This window comes from Amycolatopsis sp. NPDC051373, assembly GCF_040689465.1.
In the GTDB taxonomy this organism is placed as follows: domain Bacteria; phylum Actinomycetota; class Actinomycetes; order Mycobacteriales; family Pseudonocardiaceae; genus Amycolatopsis.
In genome coordinates this window covers 22,231-42,048 of record NZ_JBFBAE010000012.1, presented here as the reverse complement: position 1 = coordinate 42,048, position 19,818 = coordinate 22,231, and the positions used below count along the sequence as shown (strand labels likewise).

Sequence of the window (19,818 nt, the reverse complement as noted above, 5' to 3'; positions counted from 1 at the left end):
GCCGCGTGTATTCGCGACATCACCTCATCATCGGGAATTCGCTGATCCGGTTGCGGCTGTTACAGCGGAACTACCGATCGGGGTGACTTGTCCGGGCAGAAATTTCAACGATCTTGTGTAACTCTTGCGGCGAATCAGACGAATCACGAGGTATGCCACCTGGGGCAACGGCCGCGGGTGAAGAGCGAACGGGGCCGCGTCATGGACAGGAAAGGTGTGCAAAATCTGTCGGATGGGCGGGTGGACGTACCGGCCGCTGACGGATTGGTGAAAATGATCAGTCCGGCTCCTCGTGCGGAGTGGGTGGCGATCATGCGCAGTGATCCGTACGCTCTGGAAAGCCAATCTCCGGAATGGGCCGACGCGATGTGCGACGCCCATCCGCTGCGAGATGCGAGCAGGCTGTATGTAACGGCCGGAGGGCGGACGCTCGTCCTGCCGATGCTCCGGCGTCCGCTGGCGGTCGGGTTTTTCACGGCGGAGCAGTCCAATCCGCCGGCGTGTGGGCTCGGTGGGCTCCTCGCGGCGGGTGGGGTGCAGGCCGGTGAGGTCAACGCCGTGCTCGAGGACCTGGCGAAGCGGCGCGTTGTGGTCCAGTCCGTGTCGCCGGGCCCACTTGAGGTGGACGCGTGGCGCGACGCGCACCACCCGCGAGCTCTGGTCCATCCGCACCACGTGCACTTGCTCGACTTGCAGGGTGGGTGGGACGAGGTGTGGACGCAGCGGTTCACCAAGAACTCCCGGCGTGGTGTCCGGACTGCGGAGCGCAAGGGCGTCACGGTGGAACGCGGCACCGGGGGCGAACTCGTTCCGGAGTTCTACGCACTGATGGAACGAGCGGTCCTGCGATGGGCGCGCCAGCAGCACGAGCCGGCGTGGCTCGCGAGGCGCCGACTGCACCGGCGCGACCCACGTGAGAAGTTCGAGGCGATCGGGCGCCGCCTGGGCGATCGCTTCCAGGTGTGGGTGGCCCGCGTCGACGGCCGGCCCGCCGCGGCCTGCCTCGTAGCACGAGGTGTCAACGCGCACGACTTCCGCGGGGCCATGGACGAACGACTGAAGCACTACCGCGCCACCGATCTGATACAGGCGCGAGCGATCCAGGACGCGTGCGAGGCCAGGTGCCGCTACTACTACCTCGGCGAATCCGGCACCGGGACACTTGGCCAGTTCAAGGAACGTTTCGGCGCGCGACGGATCGTGTCTCCGGAGTTCCGTTTCGAACGGCTGCCGGTCACCCGGGTCGAACGGGGAATCAAAACGGCGGTCAAGAAGATAATCGGGTTTCAGGACTGATACGCCGGCGTTGCGCCGCTCTGTCTCGCGACGCGTTGCCCTCGGCTCGCTACTCGCCGCCGCCGAAGGCGAATTGGAGGACGGACAACCGGAGTCGCCGCGCTTTCGCATTCGTTTCTGCAACTGGGACCACGCCGAACGCACCGCCGCCCATCACCCGGCCCCGCTGCTCACCTCGCTGACGACGACGGCACGACCAGCGGGTGGTGGTTCATCCACAAACACCCGTGCTGGCGACTGCGGCTCCGCTCATCTCCCGGCCACAGGTACGCCCTCGTGGAGACGTTGTTCGCTGCTTTCGACGACTCACCGCCCGTGGACACCTCCATTCGTGGTGGACCGGTTCCTACGAACCCGAAACCGCCGTGGTTGTCCATGCCCCCGAACACGCTCGTCGGCTCGGGCACCGCTATGTCGGCTGCGAACATCTCCTGCTCGCCGTTTCCTCCACCGACCGGCCCGCTGCCGGCGTCCTGCGCGAGCGGGGCATCACGCCGGACCGCGCCGAGGAGGAAATCGTCCGCCGGGTCGGCCTTGGTGGCGGTGCCAGACTGTTCGGAGACCTTGACGGGGACGCGCTGGCGGCCGTCGGGATCGATCTCGACGCTGTGCGCGCGCGGATCGTGGCGTCCTTCGGTGCCGAGGCTCGTGCCGAAGCCGCCAATGCTGTGCACCGTGGGCCGCGCCCGTCGCGGCTGAGTCTCCGTCGTGCGATCCCGCCGCGCTTGCTTCGCCGCGGACGTCGTGTCGCTGCCGTCTCGGTTCCCGCCTCGGCGGTGACCGGTCGTTACCGCGCCGTGGGGGCGGCTTCTCCCGGGTACCTGCCGTTCACCGCGCGTGCCAAGAAGAGTCTGGAGTACAGCGTCCGCGAGGCGCAGGCCGGGCACGATCGGCACATCGTTGTCGAACACCTCGCCCTCAGCCTGACCAGGATGAACAAGGGGTTGGTAGCCGAGATCATGCTGACCTTCGACGTCTCAGGACCTGCGTTGCACACGGCGATCCTGGACCGCTACCGGCAAGCGAGCTGATCCCGCTCTGTGAGCGGCCCGTTGGCTGCCCCAGCCGATTTCCCGTATCCCGGAGCCGACGGTCGGCTCGGGCTAGGTCGGCGCGGCCAGGTCAGCGGAAGGCCCGCGACGCCTCGGCAGGTGACTTGCGGTCGAGTGGGGTGACCTGGTCGGCGACCAGCGACATGGTGCTCTGGCCGACTTGGGCGTTGCCGCGCACCAGCAGCGCCGGGCTGTTCAGCCATAGCTGTCGGTGCCGGCGCCACACCGTTGACCGGACAAGGGGTGAGTGCTGGTGTCACGATGCTCACGGTCGGGTTGGGAGCGTCGTGATGGTCGAGACCTCGGAGTGGATTGGCTCTGGTCATCCTGCGGGCGGGTGGCGGTCACGAGCCAGACCGAGCCCGGGATGCGGACTCCGGTCGACGTTTCTAAGGGGCGAGCCCGCCGTTCGCCCCGGAACACGGTCGGCCACGCCGGTCACTGCTACCGCCCGAAACGCTGCAGGGCATGGTCGAGTGCGGCGCCCTGGCCCCAACCGACCCGAGCGACAGCTGATCACCGGCGCCCTTGGTGTTGCACCACAGCGAGCTGCGGCGATGTAGCAGCCGTGAACCTGATAGCCGTGAACCTGCCCCAAGGTCCCGATGACGACGACTACCTGAGTCGCCTTTCGCTGAGGAGCCTCGCCGAGATGGTCAAGTCTGAGCTGGTGGCCGCCGGACTTCCGGTCACCCCGGGGCAACTGGTGGAGTTCACCGCGGGCGCGGAGGTCTTGATCGAAGAATCGGACAACCGCGTCACGGTTGACTGGAACACGCACACCATCCTGACCGACGCTACGCAGGACGCCTGGGGCGACGACCCGTTCTGGGAGGGGCCGGAGGCGGCCGCGTTCAATCGGCTGAACAACGCCATCTTCGAGACGATGCAGGACTCGATGTACACGATCCTGACGGCGGCCGGCTTCGAAGTGGCCAAGGAAACAGACCCGGACTTCACGCCGCACCGGCTCCTCGTCACCCGCCGGCTGGCCATGTCTCCCTGGCAGACCCGGCGCGACGCGCACTTCGACAGCCGTCGGGAACGGAAGGTCGCAGCCTGGAACCAGCGGCACGAAGACGAGCGCCGAGCGACCGGAAAAGACAGCTCATCCGAGTGATCTGATCAACTAGCCGGAACGACCCGGGGATTTCCGGATACCGGAAACGGGTTAGCCGTCGTGCGAGCGCGGCGTACACGCGGCCCCAACCCGAGCCGAACCCCGCACCGGGCCGCCGGAGACAGGGCCGGCGGCACCGTCCAGGCACCAGGGTGGGGTGCACGAGACCACCGCGCCAGCGCGGGGGCCTGAACCAGGCCGACGGGGCCTCTACCGGAAATCCCGCGATTTCGACGCCAGGGCTTTGAGGTCCAGGGGTGTGAACTGGTCGGCGACGAGCGAGACCGTGCCCTGCCCGACTTGCGCGATCCCACGGACCACGAACGCGCTGTAGTTCTGCAGCAGCCGCTTACTCCGGTGAAAGAGCCCGATCGACACGATCATGTTGGCCATGCCGGTCTCGTCCTCGAGGTTGAGGAAGGTGATCCCGCCCGCCGTGGCCGGGGGCTACTGGTGGGTGACGGCGCCGCCGACCTTGACCCGGGTTCCGTCCGAGACGTCGAGGAGCCGGCCGGCGGGGATGGCGCCGAGCTGGTTGAGGTGGGCGCGCGGGAATTCGATGGGGTGGCGGTCGGGGGTGATGCCGGTAACCCACAGGTCGGCCGTGGCGAGTTCGAAGGCGCTCATCCCGGGCAGGGCGGGTGCGTCGTGGCCGAGCGCGAGGCCGGGCAGGTGCTCGGCGGGTCGCGGCGGCGGCCCCGGCGGCCCACAGCGCGGCGCGGCGGTCCGGGCCGAGGTCGCTGAACACGCCGGCGGTGGCGAGGGCTTCGACGACAGGCCGGTCGAGCTGAGGCGTTCGGGTCAGCTGCCCGATCGAGGCGTACGGACCGCCGGCGTCGCGCTCGTCGACGATCCGTTCCGCGACGTCCTGCCCGACCTGGCGGATGCTGGCCAGGCCGAGGCGGATCGCCACCCCGCCAGCGGAGTCGGGGTCCCGTTCGACGGTGGCGTGCGGCAGCGAGAGGTTCATGTCGGGGTTGTGCGTGACGACGCCATGTCGGCGGGCATCGGCGCCGGCGACGAGCGACTGCGGGGACGCGGCGGGGTAGTAGCGCTTGAACCACGCCGAGGCGTAGACCAGCAGCGCGAAGCTCATGGAGTGGGCCTTGTGCGACACCGCCCGGGTTCATGGGTTCGTCAGGGCGGAAGCGCGGGGCGACGGTATGCAGGCCCAGCGCGTTCGCTGGGCTTGTGGGTGATCCACCTCACGATGACAAGATTTCAGTATTTCTGAAACTCTTACGTAGATTCCGATAGATCAACAGCGCTCGTGAAGTAGGGGTGGTGGGGTTGGCGCTCGCGGTAGTGCAGGACTTGCGCGATCGGCGCCCGGTGGTCGATGCGGAGCAGCTCGCAGGTTTCGAGACCGATGTCATGACGGGGTTCGTGCTGGCGCGCGCGTCGGCCGGGTTGGCCGACAGCACGATCCGACACGACGTGTCGAATCTGGAGCACGTGCGAGGCTGGTTCGAGCGGCCGTTGTGGGAGATGCAGCCAGCGGATGCGGACCGCTACTTCGGGGTGGCGATGCGGCAGGCCGCTCGCGGGACTCGGCATGCTCGCGCGCAGTCACTGACGACGTACTTCGCGTTCCTGGAGCTGCGACACAAGGTCGAGCTCCACGAGTTGACCGGCCGTGTGGTCGAGTGCCCGATCGATGAGATGAACCGGCCGCGCGGCGACAAGACCGCGGGGCTGCGGATTCCTCCGACCGCGGCGGAGCTCGACGTGTTGTTCGCCGGGTGGCGCGACGAGCTGGTCACGTGCCGCAAGTTCGCGCCGACGGCCCGCAACTACACGGTGGCGAAGCTGTCGTCGCTGGTGGGGCTGCGGATCAACGAGGCCAGGTGCCTGGATCTGGACGACGTGAAGTGGGACTTCGGACGATTCGGGAAGCTACACGTCCGCGTCGGCAAAGGAAGCCGCGGCAGCGGGCCTCAGGAGCGCATGGTGCCGTTGATCAACGGCGCTGATCGGTTGCTGCGGTGGTTCGTCGAGGACGTGTGGGGCCACTTCGGCGACGACCACACCCGGCCTGGAGTACCTCTGTTCCTGTCCGAGCGGCGCAACCGCGACGGGTCGTCCTGCCGCGTTGGGTGTAATGCGCTGCGGACTGGTCTTGCGGCGGTGACGGCCATGCACCTGCCCAATTGGGTCGGGCGGTTGTCACCGCACGTACTGCGGCACTTCTGCGCCAGCGAGCTCTACTTGGCCGGGGCCGATCTGCTGTCGATCCAGGAGATTCTCGGGCACGCGTGGGTGGCCACGACGATGAAGTACGTGCACATTCACCGCACCCGGATCGAGGAAGCGCTGCTCGCAGGCCAGCAGCGGGCCGCGGGTCGTCTGGAAGGACTCCTGCCATGAAGTGGAACCTGCGCTTGGCTGCCGCTCAGCGCGGCATCTGGAAAGCCAGCGAGCTGCAGCGGATGCTGGCCGAACGCGGTGTCGTGTTCTCGGTGGGCAAGATGTCTGGGCTCTGGTCGGGAAACCCCGCCAGCTTCAAGGGTTCCGACCTCGACGCCCTGTGCGCTGTGCTCGACTGTGGCCTTGAAGAGATCATGACCCCGGAGCCGGAAGTCTTCCCGATGCCCACGCGCGACACCGGGCGCTTGGCGGCGACAGGCGACACCGACGTGACGCGGCCGAAGGTGACGCCGCGGCGGCGTGACGGGCGATCGCTGCCGCCGGCATGAAGTCCTGGTCGACCGCACGGGCTGCCGATACCTGCGAAGGTTGTCTGGGCTGGGGCCTGATGTTCGCGCGGCAGCGGTGCACCGGCTGCTACGCCCACGACCGCGCCTGGCCGCCCGGCACGTGCCGGACGTGTGCGCGGACAGCGTCCCTACGCCGAGGGCATTGCCGTCTGTGCTGGGAAAATGCCCGGTTCCTGGCACACGCGACCGGTGAGCACCGCATCACTGAGATGCATCGAATCGGCGAGTTGCGCCAGCCCCAGCTGTTCCTGACGAACATCGTTCCAGCCCGTCGGCGCAGCAAGCCTGCCTCGTCTCGCACCGGCGCCGCGCAATCCCGAGCATCGGGCACGTACACCGAAGCGACGGACGAGCCGCGACCCGCTGACGGCCAGTACTGCCTTTTCCGGGTGTCCGAGCACGGTCCAACCGCCTACGACGGCGATCACGGGCCACCGCGAACGGGACGATGCCCTGTCCGGGTGGCAGGCGGCGCAGGTCCGGCAGGCCTACTTCGACAAGGAACAACCCTCCGGGCCGCAGGTGCGCGGCCGCATTGCGGAAGACGTCGACCTGCCCATCCTGCGTGGTCACGTTGCTGATCGTGTTGTACACCAGATAGACCATCGAGAACCGGCCGGCGACCCGCGTCGTCGTCATATCACCAATCGTGACCTCGACCGCGGCGCCACCCGGCTTACTCCCGAGCCGCGCCGCCATCGCCCGGCTCAATTCGATGCCGCTCACCGGCACGCCGCGAGCGGTCAACGGCACGGCGATCCGACCGGTCCCAACGGCGAACTCGAGTACCGGACCGTCGGCCAGATCCCCAAGGACGTCCACCACAGGCGTCACCAGCTCGGGTAAGTTTGCGCCGCCCGGGCCGTCGTAGCCCGCGGCCACGCTCTCGGGGAACCAGCCGTCCGCCGGGTCATCTCCGGTGTTCACCTCACCGATCATGGTCGCCGACGCTACGCCCGCGACCGGGGCACCTCACCCCATTTTCGGCGCCCCAGTAAGGGGCACGGCGACGGAGGACCGAGCGGCAGTACAAGAAGTGGGAGACGCGGTCGACGAGTGCGGTTGGATTGCCCAATAGGATGTGACGAACCGGAACGGGTGACTACTAACGCGTAGAAGGCGTTCAGGACGGACAAGCGGTCTTTGTCGCTGAGCTCCGTCACCCGAAGACCGTCGGCGGGCCGGTCAACCAGGGGATCCCGAACTGTCACTTCTGGCCCAAGACCTCGTCGTGCTGTGCCGTCCGGCGCCGCGTATCGAGTCGACGGCCAGGCCGCTTCCGAACGTGGCGCGTGCGGACGAGTCAGCGAGACTGCTTCGATGGCTTCCGAATACGCCGAGAGCGACCAATTCCGCGGTGCCCGTATCCACCTGTGCGACCTCGCCGGCCTCGAGATCCGCGATTGCGAGGTGAACGGTCTGAAGATCGTCGACTGCTACGGCAGCGACGTCTACCTTGGTGGCTACTTCGAGCGCCTCGTCGTCAACGACGTCGACGTGACCGCCTACGTCGAGGCCGAGCTCGACCGCCGGCACCCCGCGCGGGCGCTGGCGCGGAATGCGGCTTCTCCCGAGGACTACCGGGCTGCTTGGGACGCCATCGAGACCCTGTGGAGCGCGACGCTCAACCGGGCGAGGCTGTTGCCCGCGGCCAAACTGCACGAGCAGGTCGACGGCGAGTGGTCGTTTGTCGAAACACAACGGCATCTGCTGTTCGCCTGCGATGCCTGGCTCGGCAACGCCGTGCTCGAGGAGGAAGCGCCCTACCACCCGCAGGGCTTCCCCGCCGGAGGGACGCCGCCCGATGAGGCGGCGAAGCTCGGCCTCACCCTCGAAGCCACCCCGACGCTCGACGAGGTGCTCGCGCCGCGTCTCGCCCGCATGGCCGCGATGCGGCGGGTCGTCGACGGGCTCACTACGGCCGAGCTCGACCGGGTGTGCGGCCGCAAACCGGCAGACCCGTATCCCGAGCAGGAGTACGTCGTGCGCCGCTGCCTCAAGGTAGTGCTGAAGGAAGAAGCCGAGCACCACCGTTACGCGGTGCGCGACCTCGCGGTGCTCGAGGCAGGCGTGGCTGAACCGCAGTAGTCGCCGGGCGATTCCGGGCAAGTGGCGACGCGTGGGCAGCTCCCGCAGCTGCGCACCGGCGAGGAATCGCGGCAGCGCGACACCTGCAGCCGCAGGCACTCGGCTCGCCCGCGAACCCGGCTGCCAGACTTCACGAACCCGGCGGTCGGCACTCGTGTTCCCCAAGCAGACCCTTCGGAATTCCTGAACCCATGGCAGACCGGGGAAACCATAACCGGAGAAGGCGTGGATCTGCTCGAAGATCCGCACCGCCAGGTCGCGGGGGATCCGGTTGGCGTCGGTGCCCTCGAAGAACCGGCCCGCCAGCCGCGCCATCTTCGCGCTGGAGCGTTTCGAGCCCTTGGCGCGGCGGAGCTGGTCGGCCTCGGCGGCGGTGAACGAGGCGACGTCGCGTGCGTGCGAGGACCGGGGAAGAGCCTTTTGGGTGCTCGCCCCGGGGGCGCCGCGCTCGCGTAGCGTCGCGCCCTGCGAGTCCGGGGGTTCCCAGACCCCGGGTCACCGGGCTCGCCGGCACCGGAGGGGTGCTTCTCCGGACTAGCGATTTGTCTGTTTACAATTCGGCTAGTCGGTCGTCGCGCCAGCTCTCGTAAGCGAAATCCTCGTCAACCGGAAAGTAGTCTTCGGGGTTGTCGACGTCGAGGTAGTGCTCCTTTTCGAGGTCGGCGAGATCTACTTCGTCTCCTCCCCTCACTCCGCCGCCACGCGTTCCTCGGGGCATCCGAATTTACCCCGCCGGGTGGTTGCTCAAAACCGACGTTCCCTGTGGCGGGGGCCCGGGTATTCGAACGCCGAGGGTGTGCGCGAGTGCACGCTCCGGCAGGGAAGAAGGCACGTGAAGGGCGACGTCGAGAGCTACTACGAGGCCGGCCAGTGGAAGACCAAGGTCGAGGGCAACCAGCAGGCCTCACACACGCACGATCAGAAAGAAGAGGCCGTGGCCAAGGGCCGGGAGATGGCGGTCGAACGCGGCGTGGAGCACTTCATCCGCAACATGGACGGCACGATCGGCGAGCGCCACACCTATCCGCGCAGCCGCGACCCCCGCAACATCCCCGCTGACACGCCCGTCGGCGTTCCCCCGTCGGCGTTCCCCCGCCGGCGGAGCAAAGACCGTTGCGCCCCTCGCCGGACGTCTTGAGGGGAGGACAAACCCCTTTGGGACGCGTGGGTGAGCAGTGGGCCAGCCGATCGGCGCCCCCGGAGCACCGGTGGCCCGGCGCGGCTGGATGCCGCGTCCGAGCCATCTTCCGTGCTCGGGGACTACGCGGCGGGCGGGGATGTCGGCGCCGCCGACGATATGGATCGGGCCGATGTCGATCTGGGAGCCGTCCATCGTGCGCAACACCGCGATGACCAGCCCGGCTGCGACCGTGGCAACCGTCGCTGAGAACTATAAAGGTGGCGCTGCCGGCCGCTGCTTGACCGGCAGCGCCCTCGCGCGCCGCCCGCGCGACGCACGGTCCTCGGGCCGCCGCCCATGGCTACGTCCGGTTTCAGCCGGCTACTTCCCAAGTTCGGTTGCCTTGCGGTGTGCCGCCGCGGCGGAGGCAGCTGCCAGCGTGCTGCCTTCGGCGGCCAGGGCGTCCAGCACGAGCGCGCGGCGCTCGTGCCAGGCGGCCGAGCTGTCCGGTCCGGCGGCGGTACCTGGGCGGGTCAGGTGCAGCGCGCCGAGTTCACTCAAGGTGTTCGTCGTTTTTCCTTCCTCGTGCGCGGGTGTTTCGTACCCATTCAGAGTGGCTGGCGACTTCGGGGTTCGCTTCGGAAGAACTACGGAAGAGTTACGTACGCAGCGTCAGAGGGGTATCAGCCCCGTGCGTGTAGATCAGGCTGATCCGGCGGGGAGATCGGCACGGCGCTGGGAATAAGCAAGAAGCGGGGCCTTTAGGGCGCTGGTGCTGTCTCAAAGTTGGTGGCCGGTGTTTCGCGGAGGATGGTGGCGACCACGTGTGGCTGGGACAGGAACGGCGAGTGCGACGTGTCGATCTCGAGGACCTTGCCGCCGATGTGGGCGGCCATCTGGCGCTGCGCCTGGGGTGGGATGGCCTGGTCCTGGGTGCACACCACGTACGTCGTGGGTAGATTTTCCCACGCCGCCTCGGTCTGTTGCTCAGTGAAGGCGGAGGAGTGCTGCAGTCGCAGGTGGGAGGCTGCCGAGCGCGCGGCTTCCTCGGGCAGGTCGTTGAAGAACACGTTCTCCGGGGTGCGGACTTCGATGAAGCCGTCGTCCCGCATGCGAGACCACGGAGGTTTGCCCGCGCCGAGCACCGACTCGCCCCGGCCGAGGGCGAACGCGCACAGGTACACGACATGCGTGACGTTCGGCAGCCCGGCCAACGCTTGCGAAGCCACCGCCCCGCCGTAGGAATGCGCGCACACCACAACCGGTCCGGGTTTAGCCGCCACCGCCGCTCGCAGGACCTCGGCGTCGGCGTACAACCCTGCCGGCGGAGCCGCCACGCTGGGCAATTCCACGGTCTGGACGTCGACGCCGGCCAGCTCGGGCAGCAGGGCCTCCCAGCACCACGAGCCGTGCCAAGCGCCGTGCACAAGTACCAGGGCCGGATCAGCGGACATCGGCGGAGGCGAGCTCGTCTCTGAGGATCTGCGCCAGAGCAGCTGGCTGTGAGAGGAATGGCGAATGGGAGGTGTTCATGCGGTGGATCCTTCCTGCGCGCTGGGCGAACAGGTCCTGGGCAAAGGGCGGGAACGCGTTGTCGGCCTCGCAGATGACGTAAGTGCTGGGGATGGTCTTCCAGGCCACTTCGGTCTGCTTTTGCACATTCGCCGAATACGACGTGTAGCCGAGCTGCGAAACCGCCTCCTGGGCGAGGTCCGGGTCGACATCCCCGTAGAAGATCTCCACGGGATCGAGGGCTTCGACGTATTTCTCGCCGTCCGTGCTGTTGATCTTCCACCAGGGGGCGGGCGTGCCCCCCACACTGGACAGCATGGACTCACCGACGTCGAGCAGGAACGCGGCCAGGTAGACGATGCGCTTAACGTTGCTCGCACCCGCTAGGGCCTGAGTCACGGGAATTCCGCCGTAGGAGTGCGCGCAGACCACGACGGGGCCGTCGATGGCAGCGACCGCGGCGGCGATCTGCGCCGCGTCTTCGTACATGTCTCCCAGCGTGGCCGGGTCATCACCCGAGCTGGTCAGATCCACTGTGTGCACGTCCACGTCGGATAGTTCGTCCACCAGACGTTTCATATGGCCTGATTTGTGCCAGGAACCCGGGACGAGGAGGAGCGAAGGAAGAGCCATGTCAGCTTTCTGAGATTTCCGTTAACGATGACGAAACGATGATCTGTTCACCTCTATACTGCCGACCACGCGGGTTCAGTGCCGCCTCTGTCCGGCCGGGAACCACTCAAATCCGGACAGGGAAACTGACAGCAGATCACGGCGTTTTCCGGGGCCTGCTACCGAGGAGCTTCTTCTGCGCTGGGACAGTTCGGGGTTGGCGGGCGTCTCGCGCAGCGCTGTCCGACACCGAGTCCACCGATCTTCACGGCCGGGTGTTGGAGATCGCCGTCGTCTCCCCCGGGAGGTCGGTGTCGCGGGAGACACTAGCCAACCCCGAAGGTGAGCCGATCGTGCCGGGCGCGGCCGCGAACCACCACATCACCGCGGAGACGGGAACCGCACCCGACGTGGCCATTCCGCGGATCTGCACGATGAGCTGGTGAACCTGCTTGCTGCGTCCGCGTGGACCTCCTGTCCGGTCCCGGTCAACGAGACCTGCTGGGTCGCGGCCGGGCGAGGCAACGCGAAGTCCGTGCCGGCGTGGGACTTCTTGCCCGTGACACCGACTTGCCGAGGCTCGGTGGCCGAGATGCCGGGCGCGGACGCGGACACCTGGTAGGTGCCCTCGGGGACGTTCGGCACGGTGTAGCGGCCCAGCAGACCTTCTCCGCGCAGTTCCCGGATGGCGCTCTGCACGGTCATCGGCGCGAGGCCGTACCGCGCCTGCAGTTCGGCGCCGGAGGGGAGGCGATCCCCTGGCTGCAGCTCGCCGGCGGTGATGGCGTCCCGGATCTTGAGAATCCCCGGGAAATACAAAAGGGGCTGGTGGAGCACACCGCGTGGCGTGCGGTGCCCAGGGCGTTGCGGGCGACAGCCTCGTCCGGCCGTCAGAACAGGCGCAGTTGGCCTGCGCCGGGATTGCGGCCCTGCTGGCCGACGCGGTAACGGTGGCGATCGACATCGACTTCGTCACCGAGGCGTGGCGCAAAGTCCTGGTGGTGAAGGACCGGCCCGGCAAGGTGCGCCGCCACCTGGAGGTGTGCGTGTTCTCCTACCTCGCCTCCGAGCTGCGCTCGGGCGACATCGCCGTGGTCGGCGCTGACTCCTACGCCAACCTGCACGCGCAGCTGATGTCCTCGGACGAATGCGTTCCTCTGGCCGAGAAGTTCTGCGGCCAGGCCGGGATCCCCTCAGACCCGAAGCAGCTCACCGCGCATTACCGGGCGGCGCTGACCGACGTCGCCGCGGTGGTCGACGCCGGGTTCCCGCACAACACCGACCTGTCCCTTCGAGGACGGCCGCCCGATCCTGCGCCGCCGCAAAGGCGCCGACGGGCGCCCATCCGCGCTCGCCCTGGAAGACGCGATCCATCAGCGCCTCCCGGAACGCGGCCTGCTGGACATCCTGGCCCGCACCGCGCACCGGCCCCCGGAGGCCTGTGGGGGTGAAGCTCGATCGGCCGGGCCAACTGATCCCCTCGAGGGCCAGCGACCCATGGCGTAGCCGGTACCGGACGTCCGGTGTACCGAATCCGTTCACCCCATTGCCACGAGCCCGGCACCCGTGTCCTGCACGCTCGCCCAGGTTCGACGAGAGAACGGACGGGACGGACAGATGGCGACGTTTTCCCTGGATCGGCGGCGGTTCCTGACACTGGCCGGTGGCACGGTCGGCGCCGTGGCGCTGGGGGTGGGGCAGCTCGCGGAAGCGGCTGAGCTCGACCCCGCGCCCTTCACCCTGGGCGTGGCCTCCGGTGAGCCCGACCACACCAGCGTGGTGCTGTGGACGCGGCTCGCGCCGGATCCGCTCGACGCGGCGACCGGCGGGATGCCGGCCGAGCCGGTGCGGGTGACGTGGGAGCTGGCGCGCGACGAAGGTTTCCGTCACGTGATCGGGCGCGGGGAGGTCACCGCGGTGCCCGAGTCGGCGCACACCGTGCACGTGCTGGCCACGGACCTCGCGCCGGAGCAGTGGTACTGGTACCGCTTCACCGCCGACGGCGTCCGCAGCCGCACCGGCCGCACGCGCACGCTGCCGGCGCCCGGTGCGAAGCCGGACATGATGCGATTCGCTTTCGTTTCGTGCCAATCGTGGGTGGGCGGGCCGTACCCGGCCTACCGGGACCTGGCCGCGCAGGACCTCGACTTCGTCGTGCACCTCGGCGACTATATCTACGAGACCACCAAGGGCGGCCTCGACGAGTTCCGCCGGCTGCACGCGCTGTACAAGACCTCGCCGGACCTGCGTGCGGCACACGCCCGGTTCCCGTTCTTCCTCACCTGGGACGACCACGAGGTGCAGAACAACTACGCCGGCGACGTCGCGGGCGGCGTCGGCGACGGGCGGCCGTTCCTGGAGCGCCGCGCCAACGGTTACCAGGCGTACTACGAGCACCTGCCGATGCGTCCCGAACAGCACGCCCACGGTCCGGACGCCCTGATGTACCGGAGGATGAGCTTCGGCCGACTCGCCGAGTTCAGGATCCTCGACACCCGCCAGTACCGCTCCGACCAGGCGCTGGGTGACGGCCGCAAGGAACCGACCGGCGAGGTCTTCGACCCGGCGCGCACGCTCACCGGGCCCGAGCAGGAGCGCTGGCTGCTCGAGGGGCTCGCCGCGTCGAAGGCCACGTGGAACGTGATCGCGCAGCAGACCATCATGGCGCAGTTCGACTACGACCTCGGCCCGGGCAAGATCGTCAACCTGGACCAGTGGGACGGCTACCCGCCGGCCCGTGCGCGCATCCTCGACTTCATCGCCCGCGAGCGCCCCGCCAACCCGGTCGTGCTGAGCGGCGACTGGCACACGCACTGGGTCAACGACCTCAAGACCGACTTCGACGACCCGCAGTCGCGCACCATCGCCACGGAGTTCGTGGGCTCGTCCATCTCGTCGGGCGCGGGCTGGGACGCCGACGTCCGCCTCGGCTTGCCGGCGAACCCGCACGTCAAGTTCTACAACGGCACCTACCGCGGCTACGTGCGCTGCGAGGTCACGCGTGAGACGTGGCGCAGCGACCTGCGGATCGTGCTCAACGCGAGCGACGCGGCATCGCCCGCATACACCATCGCGGCCTACGAAGTGCGCGACGGCGTGCCGGGTGCGTACCGGGTCGATGACGGCGACGGCCTGGCCGGTGTGGTCACCGACCGCGCCAACGGCAAGCCGCTGGGCAACGTCGAGGTCGCCGTGCACCGGGAGGACGGCTCGCGGCTCGTCGCCGTCACGACCGACCCCGCCGGCCAGTACGTCGCCTTCGCCCCGCCGGGCACCTACACTTTGCGCGTCAACGGCGTCGGCTACGACCTGGCCTCAGCACCGGCGGCGATCGGCGCGATGGGTGGGGCCACAGTGGACTTCCACCTCACCAGGTCGGTGGCCACAGCGGCGAAGGGCCGCACGGTGCCGGGTCCGCAGTCGCAGGCCACCGCGTCGGACTTCGTGCTGGCCAACGACCTGCTCGCCCTGGCGATCTCCGCCGGCACCACCGACCCGCAACTGCCCGGTGTGACGCTCGGCAAACCGCTCGACCTCGCCGCCGTCGGCCACCTCGATCAGCTGGACTGGATGAACCTGCCCTACGCCTCGGCGTCGCAGCCTCGCGGCGGCAATGCGTGGCAGCAGCTGACCGTGCGGGCCACCGCCGTCGACCTGATCTCGCCGACCGAGATCCGGGTCACCGGCGTCAGCACCGCGGTGGCCGGCATCGGCGTGGTGACCACGTTCGGCGTGCGCACGGGCGAGCCGTGGGTGCGCGCGGAGACGGTGTTCACCAACACCGGCGACGTGGCCCGCACCGTCTGGCTCGGCGACGTCCTCGACCATGACGGCACCGGCCAGCGCAGCGGCATCGCCGGTCACGGCACCATCACCGCCTCCGCGCCTGCCGACTTCACTCCCACGTCCCCCTGGCTCGGCATGACCGGTTCCGACCGCCAGACCTACGGCCTGCTCTACGACGAGCTCGGCTTCACCGTCTACGCGTGCGGCATCTGGGCCATGACCCAGCGGCAGATCACCCTCGCCCCGGGCGCCACCTTCACGCTGGGCCGCCGCATCGCCGCCGTCGACAACGGTGGGGTGGCCGATCCGTTCGCGGTGCTTGCCGGACTCTGATCGGGCGGTTGAGGGTGGGGCACCGGAAGCCCGGCGTCCCACCCTCCTTTGTGGACGAATGGCCGCCGGCGCGGTCCTGACGAAACGATGGGGGCGGCCGAACAGGTCGCGCTCCACCGGATCTTCGGGCGGGAGATGATCGTCGAGGGCACGATGGACGGCCTGGCCGCCGCCCGGGCCCGTGGCCGCGTCGGTGGCCGGCCCCCGGCGCTGACGCAGCGGCAGCTGGATCAGGCGCAGCGGATGTATGACACGGGCGAGCACACCGTCGCCGAGATCGCCGAGACCTTCCGCGTCGGGCGCACCACCCTCTACCGGCAACTGCACGCCTACAAGGACGGCGGCGACTGCGCGCTGATCGTCTACCGCAACACCCGCACCCACAAGATCGACGCCGACACCAGCCGCCGCTACGGCGAGACCGGCGCCGGCGAGAAGGTGCAGCTGGAGGCGGACCGCAAGTGGTCCCGATCGCCGCGGCCCGCTGGCCGCGGCTGAAGGCGATCGTCTACGTCGTCGACGGCGTCGTCGCCCGCATCCGCGGCGTCGAGGCGGACCTGGCGAAGTGGGATACCGATGACCGCGGCTACGCCGACGTCCCGGTCGCCAAGCCGCTCACCGAGCTGCAGATCGCCAAACGGCTCCCGACACTGGGCATCGCGCTCGGCGACCACCGCCCCCACGTAGCGGCAAGATCCGCGAACACGTGCCTCTGTAGCCGTCGTCACGGCCGCCGGTCCTGGTCGTGCCAATCAGTGAGGCAGGCGTTCATGAAGGCGCGAACCCACCGACGCATACCCGCCGTTCGACCGGACTAGGCAGGGTCTGCCCGGGCCGCCGTGACGCTGCCCGCGCCCGTGCCGCCTCGGGACGGCGCTGGGAGATAGCGGACCGTGACTGCACAAGTCCCGACGCGACTGGGCCACGACCACGCTCTGCTACGACCAGCTCCCACCAGGGCGCACCGCGCGGAACAGTGGATGGCGGCCCGGCACGACGCCGACGTTCGCACCGCCATGGCCATCGCTCCGCGCAGGCAGGCTTCCAGAACAACCCCCTACCTGGGCGGGCCTTCATAGAAGACTGGATGATGCCCCACAAAGTCGGCATCCCAGATACCAGCTAGTCGCGCCGGCTCCTCGACCTGGCGGAGGATTTCCCCGGCCTCTTGGTCCCAATCGGGACCATGCATAAAGAGGTACCGGGCATAGCAAAGCCGGGAGCGCACATCGTTGACCCCGATCGCGAAGAGTCTTTCATATGTCGCCTTGACCACAGCCACTGGGAGGCTGAGCCCGACGTCGTATCGCAATACCTCGCCTAGGCGGTATGCGGAGGTTTCAGCCTGCACAAGCATAGAAGCGCATCGGCAGCGCGGCCCCACTCCTGCGGCGTCCAGGCCTCAGAGGGGTCTACGTGTTCAGCCTGCCGTGAATACTCTCGGGCAAGTTCGATGGTGTCGTTCCACATCGGGTCAGATCCTTTAAGGAATCCAGTAGGTGGGAATATCATAGCGTTGCAACTGTGGAATGTATACGGCGCGATACCCGACATTGTAGCCGTTGAGCGCAATCTGGAAGGTAGAGGCCCCTGCCTTACCTCCGGTTGCGACCTGGGTTCCGGCGCCGACCCGCGCAGCGAGGTCTCTGGCCACTGCAGAGTCCACGACATCTCTATCCAGAACGGAGGTTATGTCCGCCGATGTCGCCGCATGATCCGAGCGGTACCCATGACCACTCTCAACACGAATCTGCACACCGCTGACATAGACATCACGGATAAGGTTGTCGCCCGCAAACGAGTCTTTGAACGCTAGGGGCCCAGCTTTTGCAACCTTTGCGCCCAGTGACTCCAATTTGCCAAGCTTGCCGAGGATCTTTCCGCCGAGCTTACCGAAGATGCCGCCGAAAATGCCCATTGCAGCGGATGTGCAAGGCAGGGCGCTGCCGTTGTCGGCACAGTTTTCAACGTCGGAAGCCGGAGAGAGTTTGTAAGCAATTCCGCCGAGCCATTTGCCGAAGTCGAGCAGATCTCCGTAAGTTGGGCGGCTCCCATGGTTGTCCTTGAGCGCGGCCGCGCCCATGGCGTTGATGTCTTCCGAGCGCTTCCAGTAGCCGTTTTCATCGAGCACCTTGGTGGTGTCGAGGTTCGGGTCTTTTCGCGCAGGTGGGGAGCATGGGTTCGTGGCCGTCGAGTTCGATGCGGCTGATGGGGTTGCCGCCGGTGAAGGCGTAGCGGTTGGCGGTCCAGGGGTCGGTGCCGAGGTTGAGGTCGGCGAGGGCGCCGTTGTAGGAGTCGCGGGTGGTGAAGCGGTTGATGCTGGGGTTGAGTCGCGGAAGCCCATGTCGTAGCTGCCGGATGCGCTGTTCTAATATGTAAGTAAATGACCAACTTATGCCGCAGTACCAGGCCATGCCGCGCCCGCAACGTTGGCCTCGACGGGACGCGGATGGGCCTCACGCAGGTTTCCGTTCGCCGTCGGGCGGCGTGGTCGGCGGCTTCCCTGCCCGCCGGCCTGCTTCACGGCGTAGTCGATCACCGGGGAGTCGGCCAGGTCGCCCTGCGCGCTTGGCGGTGAGTGCCAGGTTCACGTCGGTCGGGGCCTGCAGATGGGTGACGTCGATGGCGAGCTTGCCGGCCGTGGTGCAGTCCTCGGAACGTTTCTGCAGGTCATCAAGCAACGTCGGTTCTGCTTCGTCGCGGGCGGGCAGACCCGGATGGGCTGAGCTGGCCGCAGGGGTTCCCTGCGGCCACCGGCGACGAGCCAGGAACGCGGCACTGGCAGTGAATGTACTGTGCCCGCTCGTGAAACTGAACCGCTCTGACAGAAAGAGCTTCGTAGCCGCATCCTCCATTGTGGCCTTCACAGCCGGCGCATTACTTCTCGCCGGCTGCTCATCGTCGGACACATCGAGCGCGGCCTCTTCCGCCGACTCAACGGCCACAACGGCCGCGACCTCTCCAGCGAGCCAGGCGGCGCAGGCCGACGCGGCCGCCGGATCACCGAGCGACCCCTGCACGTTGCTCAGTGCTGACGCAGTCGCCCAGGCGTACTCGATCGACAAGGTGACCAGCAACGCAAAGGCACCGCAGAAGGCGAGCAACGGCCTGACGACCTACATGTGCGAATACCACAACGCGGCAACCGACTCGTCGCTCGGTGCCCTGGCGATCAGTCCCACTGACCCTTCCGTGACTCCGGAACAGGTCATTGCCGCGTGGCAGAACCTGCCAGGTGCCAAGCCTGTCAGCGGTGTCGGAGACGCCGCTGTGTACACCGGCCAGGGGCAGGGCTCCATCCTCGGGGCCGCCAAGCACACCAGCGAAGCCACCGTCGCTGTGATGTACACCGGTCCTAAGGCGGCACAGGACAAGCTGGCCGTCCTGGTCCGCACCGCCATCGACGGCCTCTGAGCGGATCCCGCCACGGTACGCCGGCAACGCCTGTGCAATGACTCGCGCGACCTGAAGACGGTCATCATCGACATCCACAGGACGAGTGTTTGGGCAGCGGTTCCTGGCCCAGTCCGGACGGTCCGAGTTGGCCCAGGTGAGGCCTGCGGGCAGCGCCAGCGCGGAGTCCAGGACGGCCAGTCGGACAGTCGATTTTGACCCACCCCTGGACGGGTGGACTCGGCGGTTGCGCGGCGGCACGGGTGCCGGTGCGGGCGGGCGTTAGCTGTGCGATCCGGGTATTGGCCTCGTAGCGAACCGCGAGCTTGTCGTACCTCGTGGCCACGGCGCGGTCGCGCTTGAGCTGGTTGATTCCGCGTTCCACGGCATGACGCTGCTTGTGGATCTCCGGGTCCACCATGGGTGGCCGCCCACCGGCACGGCCTTTGGCCTGCCGGTGGGCGGTCGGGTGGCCGCGGATCCGCCCGTAGTCGATCCGCCTGGTCCAGACCGTTGCGCACCCCTGAGAACGTGACATTGGCGCGGACACGGCATGCGTTACAGATCTCTGCTGCGGAAACAGTTCGCGCAGGCGTGGGTCGCGCCGAGCTCCAGTGCGAGTTGGCGCTTCTCCGGCACCGGGTCGATCGCGACGATCACGCCCGCACGGTCGACGACCGCTCCGAGCACCGCGGCCAGGCTGACGCCGCCGAGGCCCAGCACGCAGACCGCGTCGCCGGGCTCGAGAGCCGCGGCGAGTGATCCCCTTTTACCAGCACCTCAAACGAG

23 protein-coding genes and 1 pseudogene are annotated in these 19,818 nt (G+C 68.0%); 12 read left to right on the top strand and 12 right to left on the bottom strand.

Features of this window, described 5'->3' with window-relative positions; all coding sequences use genetic code 11:
* The first annotated feature begins 87 nt into the window (after window positions 1–87).
* The 3 genes from AB0383_RS22955 to AB0383_RS22945 all read left to right on the top strand — a co-directional run bounded on the left by AB0383_RS22955 (window position 88) and on the right by AB0383_RS22945 (window position 3,468).
* A complete protein-coding gene (locus AB0383_RS22955; RefSeq protein WP_366188476.1) occupies window positions 88–1,296 on the top strand; it encodes a GNAT family N-acetyltransferase in 1,209 nt (402 codons plus the stop codon).
* Between the two features lie 227 nt (window positions 1,297–1,523).
* Window positions 1,524–2,327 carry a Clp protease N-terminal domain-containing protein gene (locus AB0383_RS22950; protein ID WP_366188475.1) on the top strand — a complete coding sequence of 268 codons (804 nt, stop codon included), beginning with the start codon at window positions 1,524–1,526 and terminating at the stop codon, window positions 2,325–2,327.
* A 604-nt stretch (window positions 2,328–2,931) separates the two neighbouring features.
* Complete coding sequence (locus tag AB0383_RS22945; RefSeq protein WP_364185074.1) at window positions 2,932–3,468, top strand: hypothetical protein; 537 nt, start codon at window positions 2,932–2,934, stop codon at window positions 3,466–3,468.
* Window positions 3,469–3,678: 210 nt separating this feature from the next.
* Here the strand turns inward: AB0383_RS22945 and AB0383_RS22940 are convergent, their stop codons facing one another.
* The 3 genes and pseudogenes from AB0383_RS22940 to AB0383_RS22930 all read right to left on the bottom strand — a co-directional run.
* Complete coding sequence (locus tag AB0383_RS22940) at window positions 3,679–3,861, bottom strand: hypothetical protein (RefSeq protein ID WP_364185076.1); 183 nt, start codon at window positions 3,859–3,861, stop codon at window positions 3,679–3,681.
* A gap of 54 nt (window positions 3,862–3,915) precedes the next feature.
* Window positions 3,916–4,095 carry a hypothetical protein gene (locus AB0383_RS22935; protein ID WP_364185118.1) on the bottom strand — a complete coding sequence of 60 codons (180 nt, stop codon included), beginning with the start codon at window positions 4,093–4,095 and terminating at the stop codon, window positions 3,916–3,918.
* Window positions 4,096–4,243: 148 nt separating this feature from the next.
* Window positions 4,244–4,438, bottom strand: a pseudogene (locus AB0383_RS22930) (hypothetical protein); the annotation flags it as partial.
* A 320-nt stretch (window positions 4,439–4,758) separates the two neighbouring features.
* On the opposite strand from AB0383_RS22930, the gene AB0383_RS22925 reads away from it, so the two are divergent.
* Together AB0383_RS22925 and AB0383_RS22920 are read left to right on the top strand one after the other, a co-directional pair.
* On the top strand, window positions 4,759–5,835 hold the full coding sequence (locus AB0383_RS22925; RefSeq protein ID WP_366188474.1) for a site-specific integrase: 1,077 nt from the start codon (window positions 4,759–4,761) through the stop codon (window positions 5,833–5,835).
* Window positions 5,832–6,164, top strand: a complete 333-nt coding sequence (locus AB0383_RS22920; RefSeq protein ID WP_364185080.1) for a helix-turn-helix transcriptional regulator — start codon at window positions 5,832–5,834, stop codon at window positions 6,162–6,164. The genes AB0383_RS22925 and AB0383_RS22920 overlap by 4 nt, the downstream gene beginning before the upstream one ends.
* 222 nt (window positions 6,165–6,386) lie before the next feature.
* Here AB0383_RS22920 and AB0383_RS22915 read toward each other — a convergent pair whose 3' ends face one another.
* The gene (locus tag AB0383_RS22915; RefSeq protein ID WP_364185082.1) at window positions 6,387–7,124 is read right to left on the bottom strand and encodes a class I SAM-dependent methyltransferase; all 738 of its coding nucleotides are present in this window, start codon (window positions 7,122–7,124) and stop codon (window positions 6,387–6,389) included.
* Window positions 7,125–7,505: 381 nt separating this feature from the next.
* Here AB0383_RS22915 and AB0383_RS22910 point away from each other — a divergent pair, with 381 nt between their 5' ends.
* Window positions 7,506–8,273 carry a DinB family protein gene (locus tag AB0383_RS22910; protein WP_366188473.1) on the top strand — a complete coding sequence of 256 codons (768 nt, stop codon included), beginning with the start codon at window positions 7,506–7,508 and terminating at the stop codon, window positions 8,271–8,273.
* 550 nt (window positions 8,274–8,823) lie between these two features.
* On the opposite strand, the gene AB0383_RS22905 is transcribed toward AB0383_RS22910, so the two are convergent.
* Entirely contained in the window at window positions 8,824–8,964 is a 141-nt protein-coding gene (locus AB0383_RS22905; RefSeq protein ID WP_364185086.1) for a hypothetical protein, read from the bottom strand.
* Between the two features lie 141 nt (window positions 8,965–9,105).
* On the opposite strand from AB0383_RS22905, the gene AB0383_RS22900 reads away from it, so the two are divergent.
* A complete protein-coding gene (locus tag AB0383_RS22900; protein ID WP_366188472.1) occupies window positions 9,106–9,411 on the top strand; it encodes a DUF2188 domain-containing protein in 306 nt (101 codons plus the stop codon).
* Between the two features lie 363 nt (window positions 9,412–9,774).
* Here AB0383_RS22900 and AB0383_RS22895 read toward each other — a convergent pair whose 3' ends face one another.
* The 4 genes from AB0383_RS22895 to AB0383_RS22880 form a co-directional block, all read right to left on the bottom strand.
* Window positions 9,775–9,954 (bottom strand): hypothetical protein, encoded by a 180-nt coding sequence (locus tag AB0383_RS22895; protein WP_366188471.1) that lies wholly within the window; start codon window positions 9,952–9,954, stop codon window positions 9,775–9,777.
* A gap of 200 nt (window positions 9,955–10,154) precedes the next feature.
* Window positions 10,155–10,847, bottom strand: coding sequence for an alpha/beta hydrolase (locus tag AB0383_RS22890; RefSeq protein WP_366188470.1), 693 nt, complete (start codon window positions 10,845–10,847; stop codon window positions 10,155–10,157).
* Window positions 10,837–11,538 (bottom strand): alpha/beta hydrolase, encoded by a 702-nt coding sequence (locus tag AB0383_RS22885; RefSeq protein WP_364185094.1) that lies wholly within the window; start codon window positions 11,536–11,538, stop codon window positions 10,837–10,839. The genes AB0383_RS22890 and AB0383_RS22885 overlap by 11 nt, the downstream gene beginning before the upstream one ends.
* 360 nt (window positions 11,539–11,898) lie before the next feature.
* The gene (locus AB0383_RS22880; RefSeq protein ID WP_366188469.1) at window positions 11,899–12,354 is read right to left on the bottom strand and encodes a GntR family transcriptional regulator; all 456 of its coding nucleotides are present in this window, start codon (window positions 12,352–12,354) and stop codon (window positions 11,899–11,901) included.
* Between the two features lie 5 nt (window positions 12,355–12,359).
* Here AB0383_RS22880 and AB0383_RS22875 point away from each other — a divergent pair, with 5 nt between their 5' ends.
* The 4 genes from AB0383_RS22875 (at window position 12,360) to AB0383_RS22860 (ending at window position 16,454) form a co-directional block, all read left to right on the top strand.
* Window positions 12,360–12,968 carry a hypothetical protein gene (locus tag AB0383_RS22875; protein ID WP_366188468.1) on the top strand — a complete coding sequence of 203 codons (609 nt, stop codon included), beginning with the start codon at window positions 12,360–12,362 and terminating at the stop codon, window positions 12,966–12,968.
* A gap of 166 nt (window positions 12,969–13,134) precedes the next feature.
* Window positions 13,135–15,636 carry an alkaline phosphatase D family protein gene (locus AB0383_RS22870; RefSeq protein WP_366188467.1) on the top strand — a complete coding sequence of 834 codons (2,502 nt, stop codon included), beginning with the start codon at window positions 13,135–13,137 and terminating at the stop codon, window positions 15,634–15,636.
* A gap of 87 nt (window positions 15,637–15,723) precedes the next feature.
* On the top strand, window positions 15,724–16,134 hold the full coding sequence (locus AB0383_RS22865; RefSeq protein WP_366188466.1) for a helix-turn-helix domain-containing protein: 411 nt from the start codon (window positions 15,724–15,726) through the stop codon (window positions 16,132–16,134).
* Window positions 16,098–16,454 (top strand): hypothetical protein, encoded by a 357-nt coding sequence (locus tag AB0383_RS22860; protein WP_366188465.1) that lies wholly within the window; start codon window positions 16,098–16,100, stop codon window positions 16,452–16,454. The genes AB0383_RS22865 and AB0383_RS22860 overlap by 37 nt, the downstream gene beginning before the upstream one ends.
* A 665-nt stretch (window positions 16,455–17,119) precedes the next feature.
* Here AB0383_RS22860 and AB0383_RS22855 read toward each other — a convergent pair.
* A complete protein-coding gene (locus AB0383_RS22855; RefSeq protein WP_366188464.1) occupies window positions 17,120–17,767 on the bottom strand; it encodes a hypothetical protein in 648 nt (215 codons plus the stop codon).
* Window positions 17,757–18,050, bottom strand: a complete 294-nt coding sequence (locus AB0383_RS22850) for a hypothetical protein (RefSeq protein WP_366188463.1) — start codon at window positions 18,048–18,050, stop codon at window positions 17,757–17,759. The genes AB0383_RS22855 and AB0383_RS22850 overlap by 11 nt, the downstream gene beginning before the upstream one ends.
* Here AB0383_RS22850 and AB0383_RS22845 point away from each other — a divergent pair.
* Window positions 18,031–19,050: a DUF3558 family protein gene (locus AB0383_RS22845; protein WP_366188462.1), complete on the top strand. Its 1,020-nt coding sequence runs from the start codon at window positions 18,031–18,033 to the stop codon at window positions 19,048–19,050. The genes AB0383_RS22850 and AB0383_RS22845 overlap by 20 nt on opposite strands.
* 537 nt (window positions 19,051–19,587) lie before the next feature.
* Here AB0383_RS22845 and AB0383_RS22840 read toward each other — a convergent pair.
* Window positions 19,588–19,752 (bottom strand): hypothetical protein, encoded by a 165-nt coding sequence (locus AB0383_RS22840; RefSeq protein WP_364190022.1) that lies wholly within the window; start codon window positions 19,750–19,752, stop codon window positions 19,588–19,590.
* Window positions 19,753–19,818 lie beyond the last annotated feature (66 nt).

Coding starts and splice junctions, on each gene's coding strand:
- AB0383_RS22850 (WP_366188463.1), bottom strand. CDS start 18,050: ATGGCCTGGTACTGCGGCATAAGTTGGTCATTTACTTACATATTAGAA.
- AB0383_RS22885 (WP_364185094.1), bottom strand. CDS start 11,538: ATGGCTCTTCCTTCGCTCCTCCTCGTCCCGGGTTCCTGGCACAAATCA.
- AB0383_RS22865 (WP_366188466.1), top strand. CDS start 15,724: ATGGGGGCGGCCGAACAGGTCGCGCTCCACCGGATCTTCGGGCGGGAG.
- AB0383_RS22870 (WP_366188467.1), top strand. CDS start 13,135: ATGGCGACGTTTTCCCTGGATCGGCGGCGGTTCCTGACACTGGCCGGT.
- AB0383_RS22935 (WP_364185118.1), bottom strand. CDS start 4,095: ATGAGCGCCTTCGAACTCGCCACGGCCGACCTGTGGGTTACCGGCATC.
- AB0383_RS22915 (WP_364185082.1), bottom strand. CDS start 7,124: ATGATCGGTGAGGTGAACACCGGAGATGACCCGGCGGACGGCTGGTTC.
- AB0383_RS22845 (WP_366188462.1), top strand. CDS start 18,031: ATGCCGCAGTACCAGGCCATGCCGCGCCCGCAACGTTGGCCTCGACGG.
- AB0383_RS22920 (WP_364185080.1), top strand. CDS start 5,832: ATGAAGTGGAACCTGCGCTTGGCTGCCGCTCAGCGCGGCATCTGGAAA.
- AB0383_RS22890 (WP_366188470.1), bottom strand. CDS start 10,847: ATGTCCGCTGATCCGGCCCTGGTACTTGTGCACGGCGCTTGGCACGGC.
- AB0383_RS22910 (WP_366188473.1), top strand. CDS start 7,506: ATGGCTTCCGAATACGCCGAGAGCGACCAATTCCGCGGTGCCCGTATC.
- AB0383_RS22940 (WP_364185076.1), bottom strand. CDS start 3,861: ATGGCCAACATGATCGTGTCGATCGGGCTCTTTCACCGGAGTAAGCGG.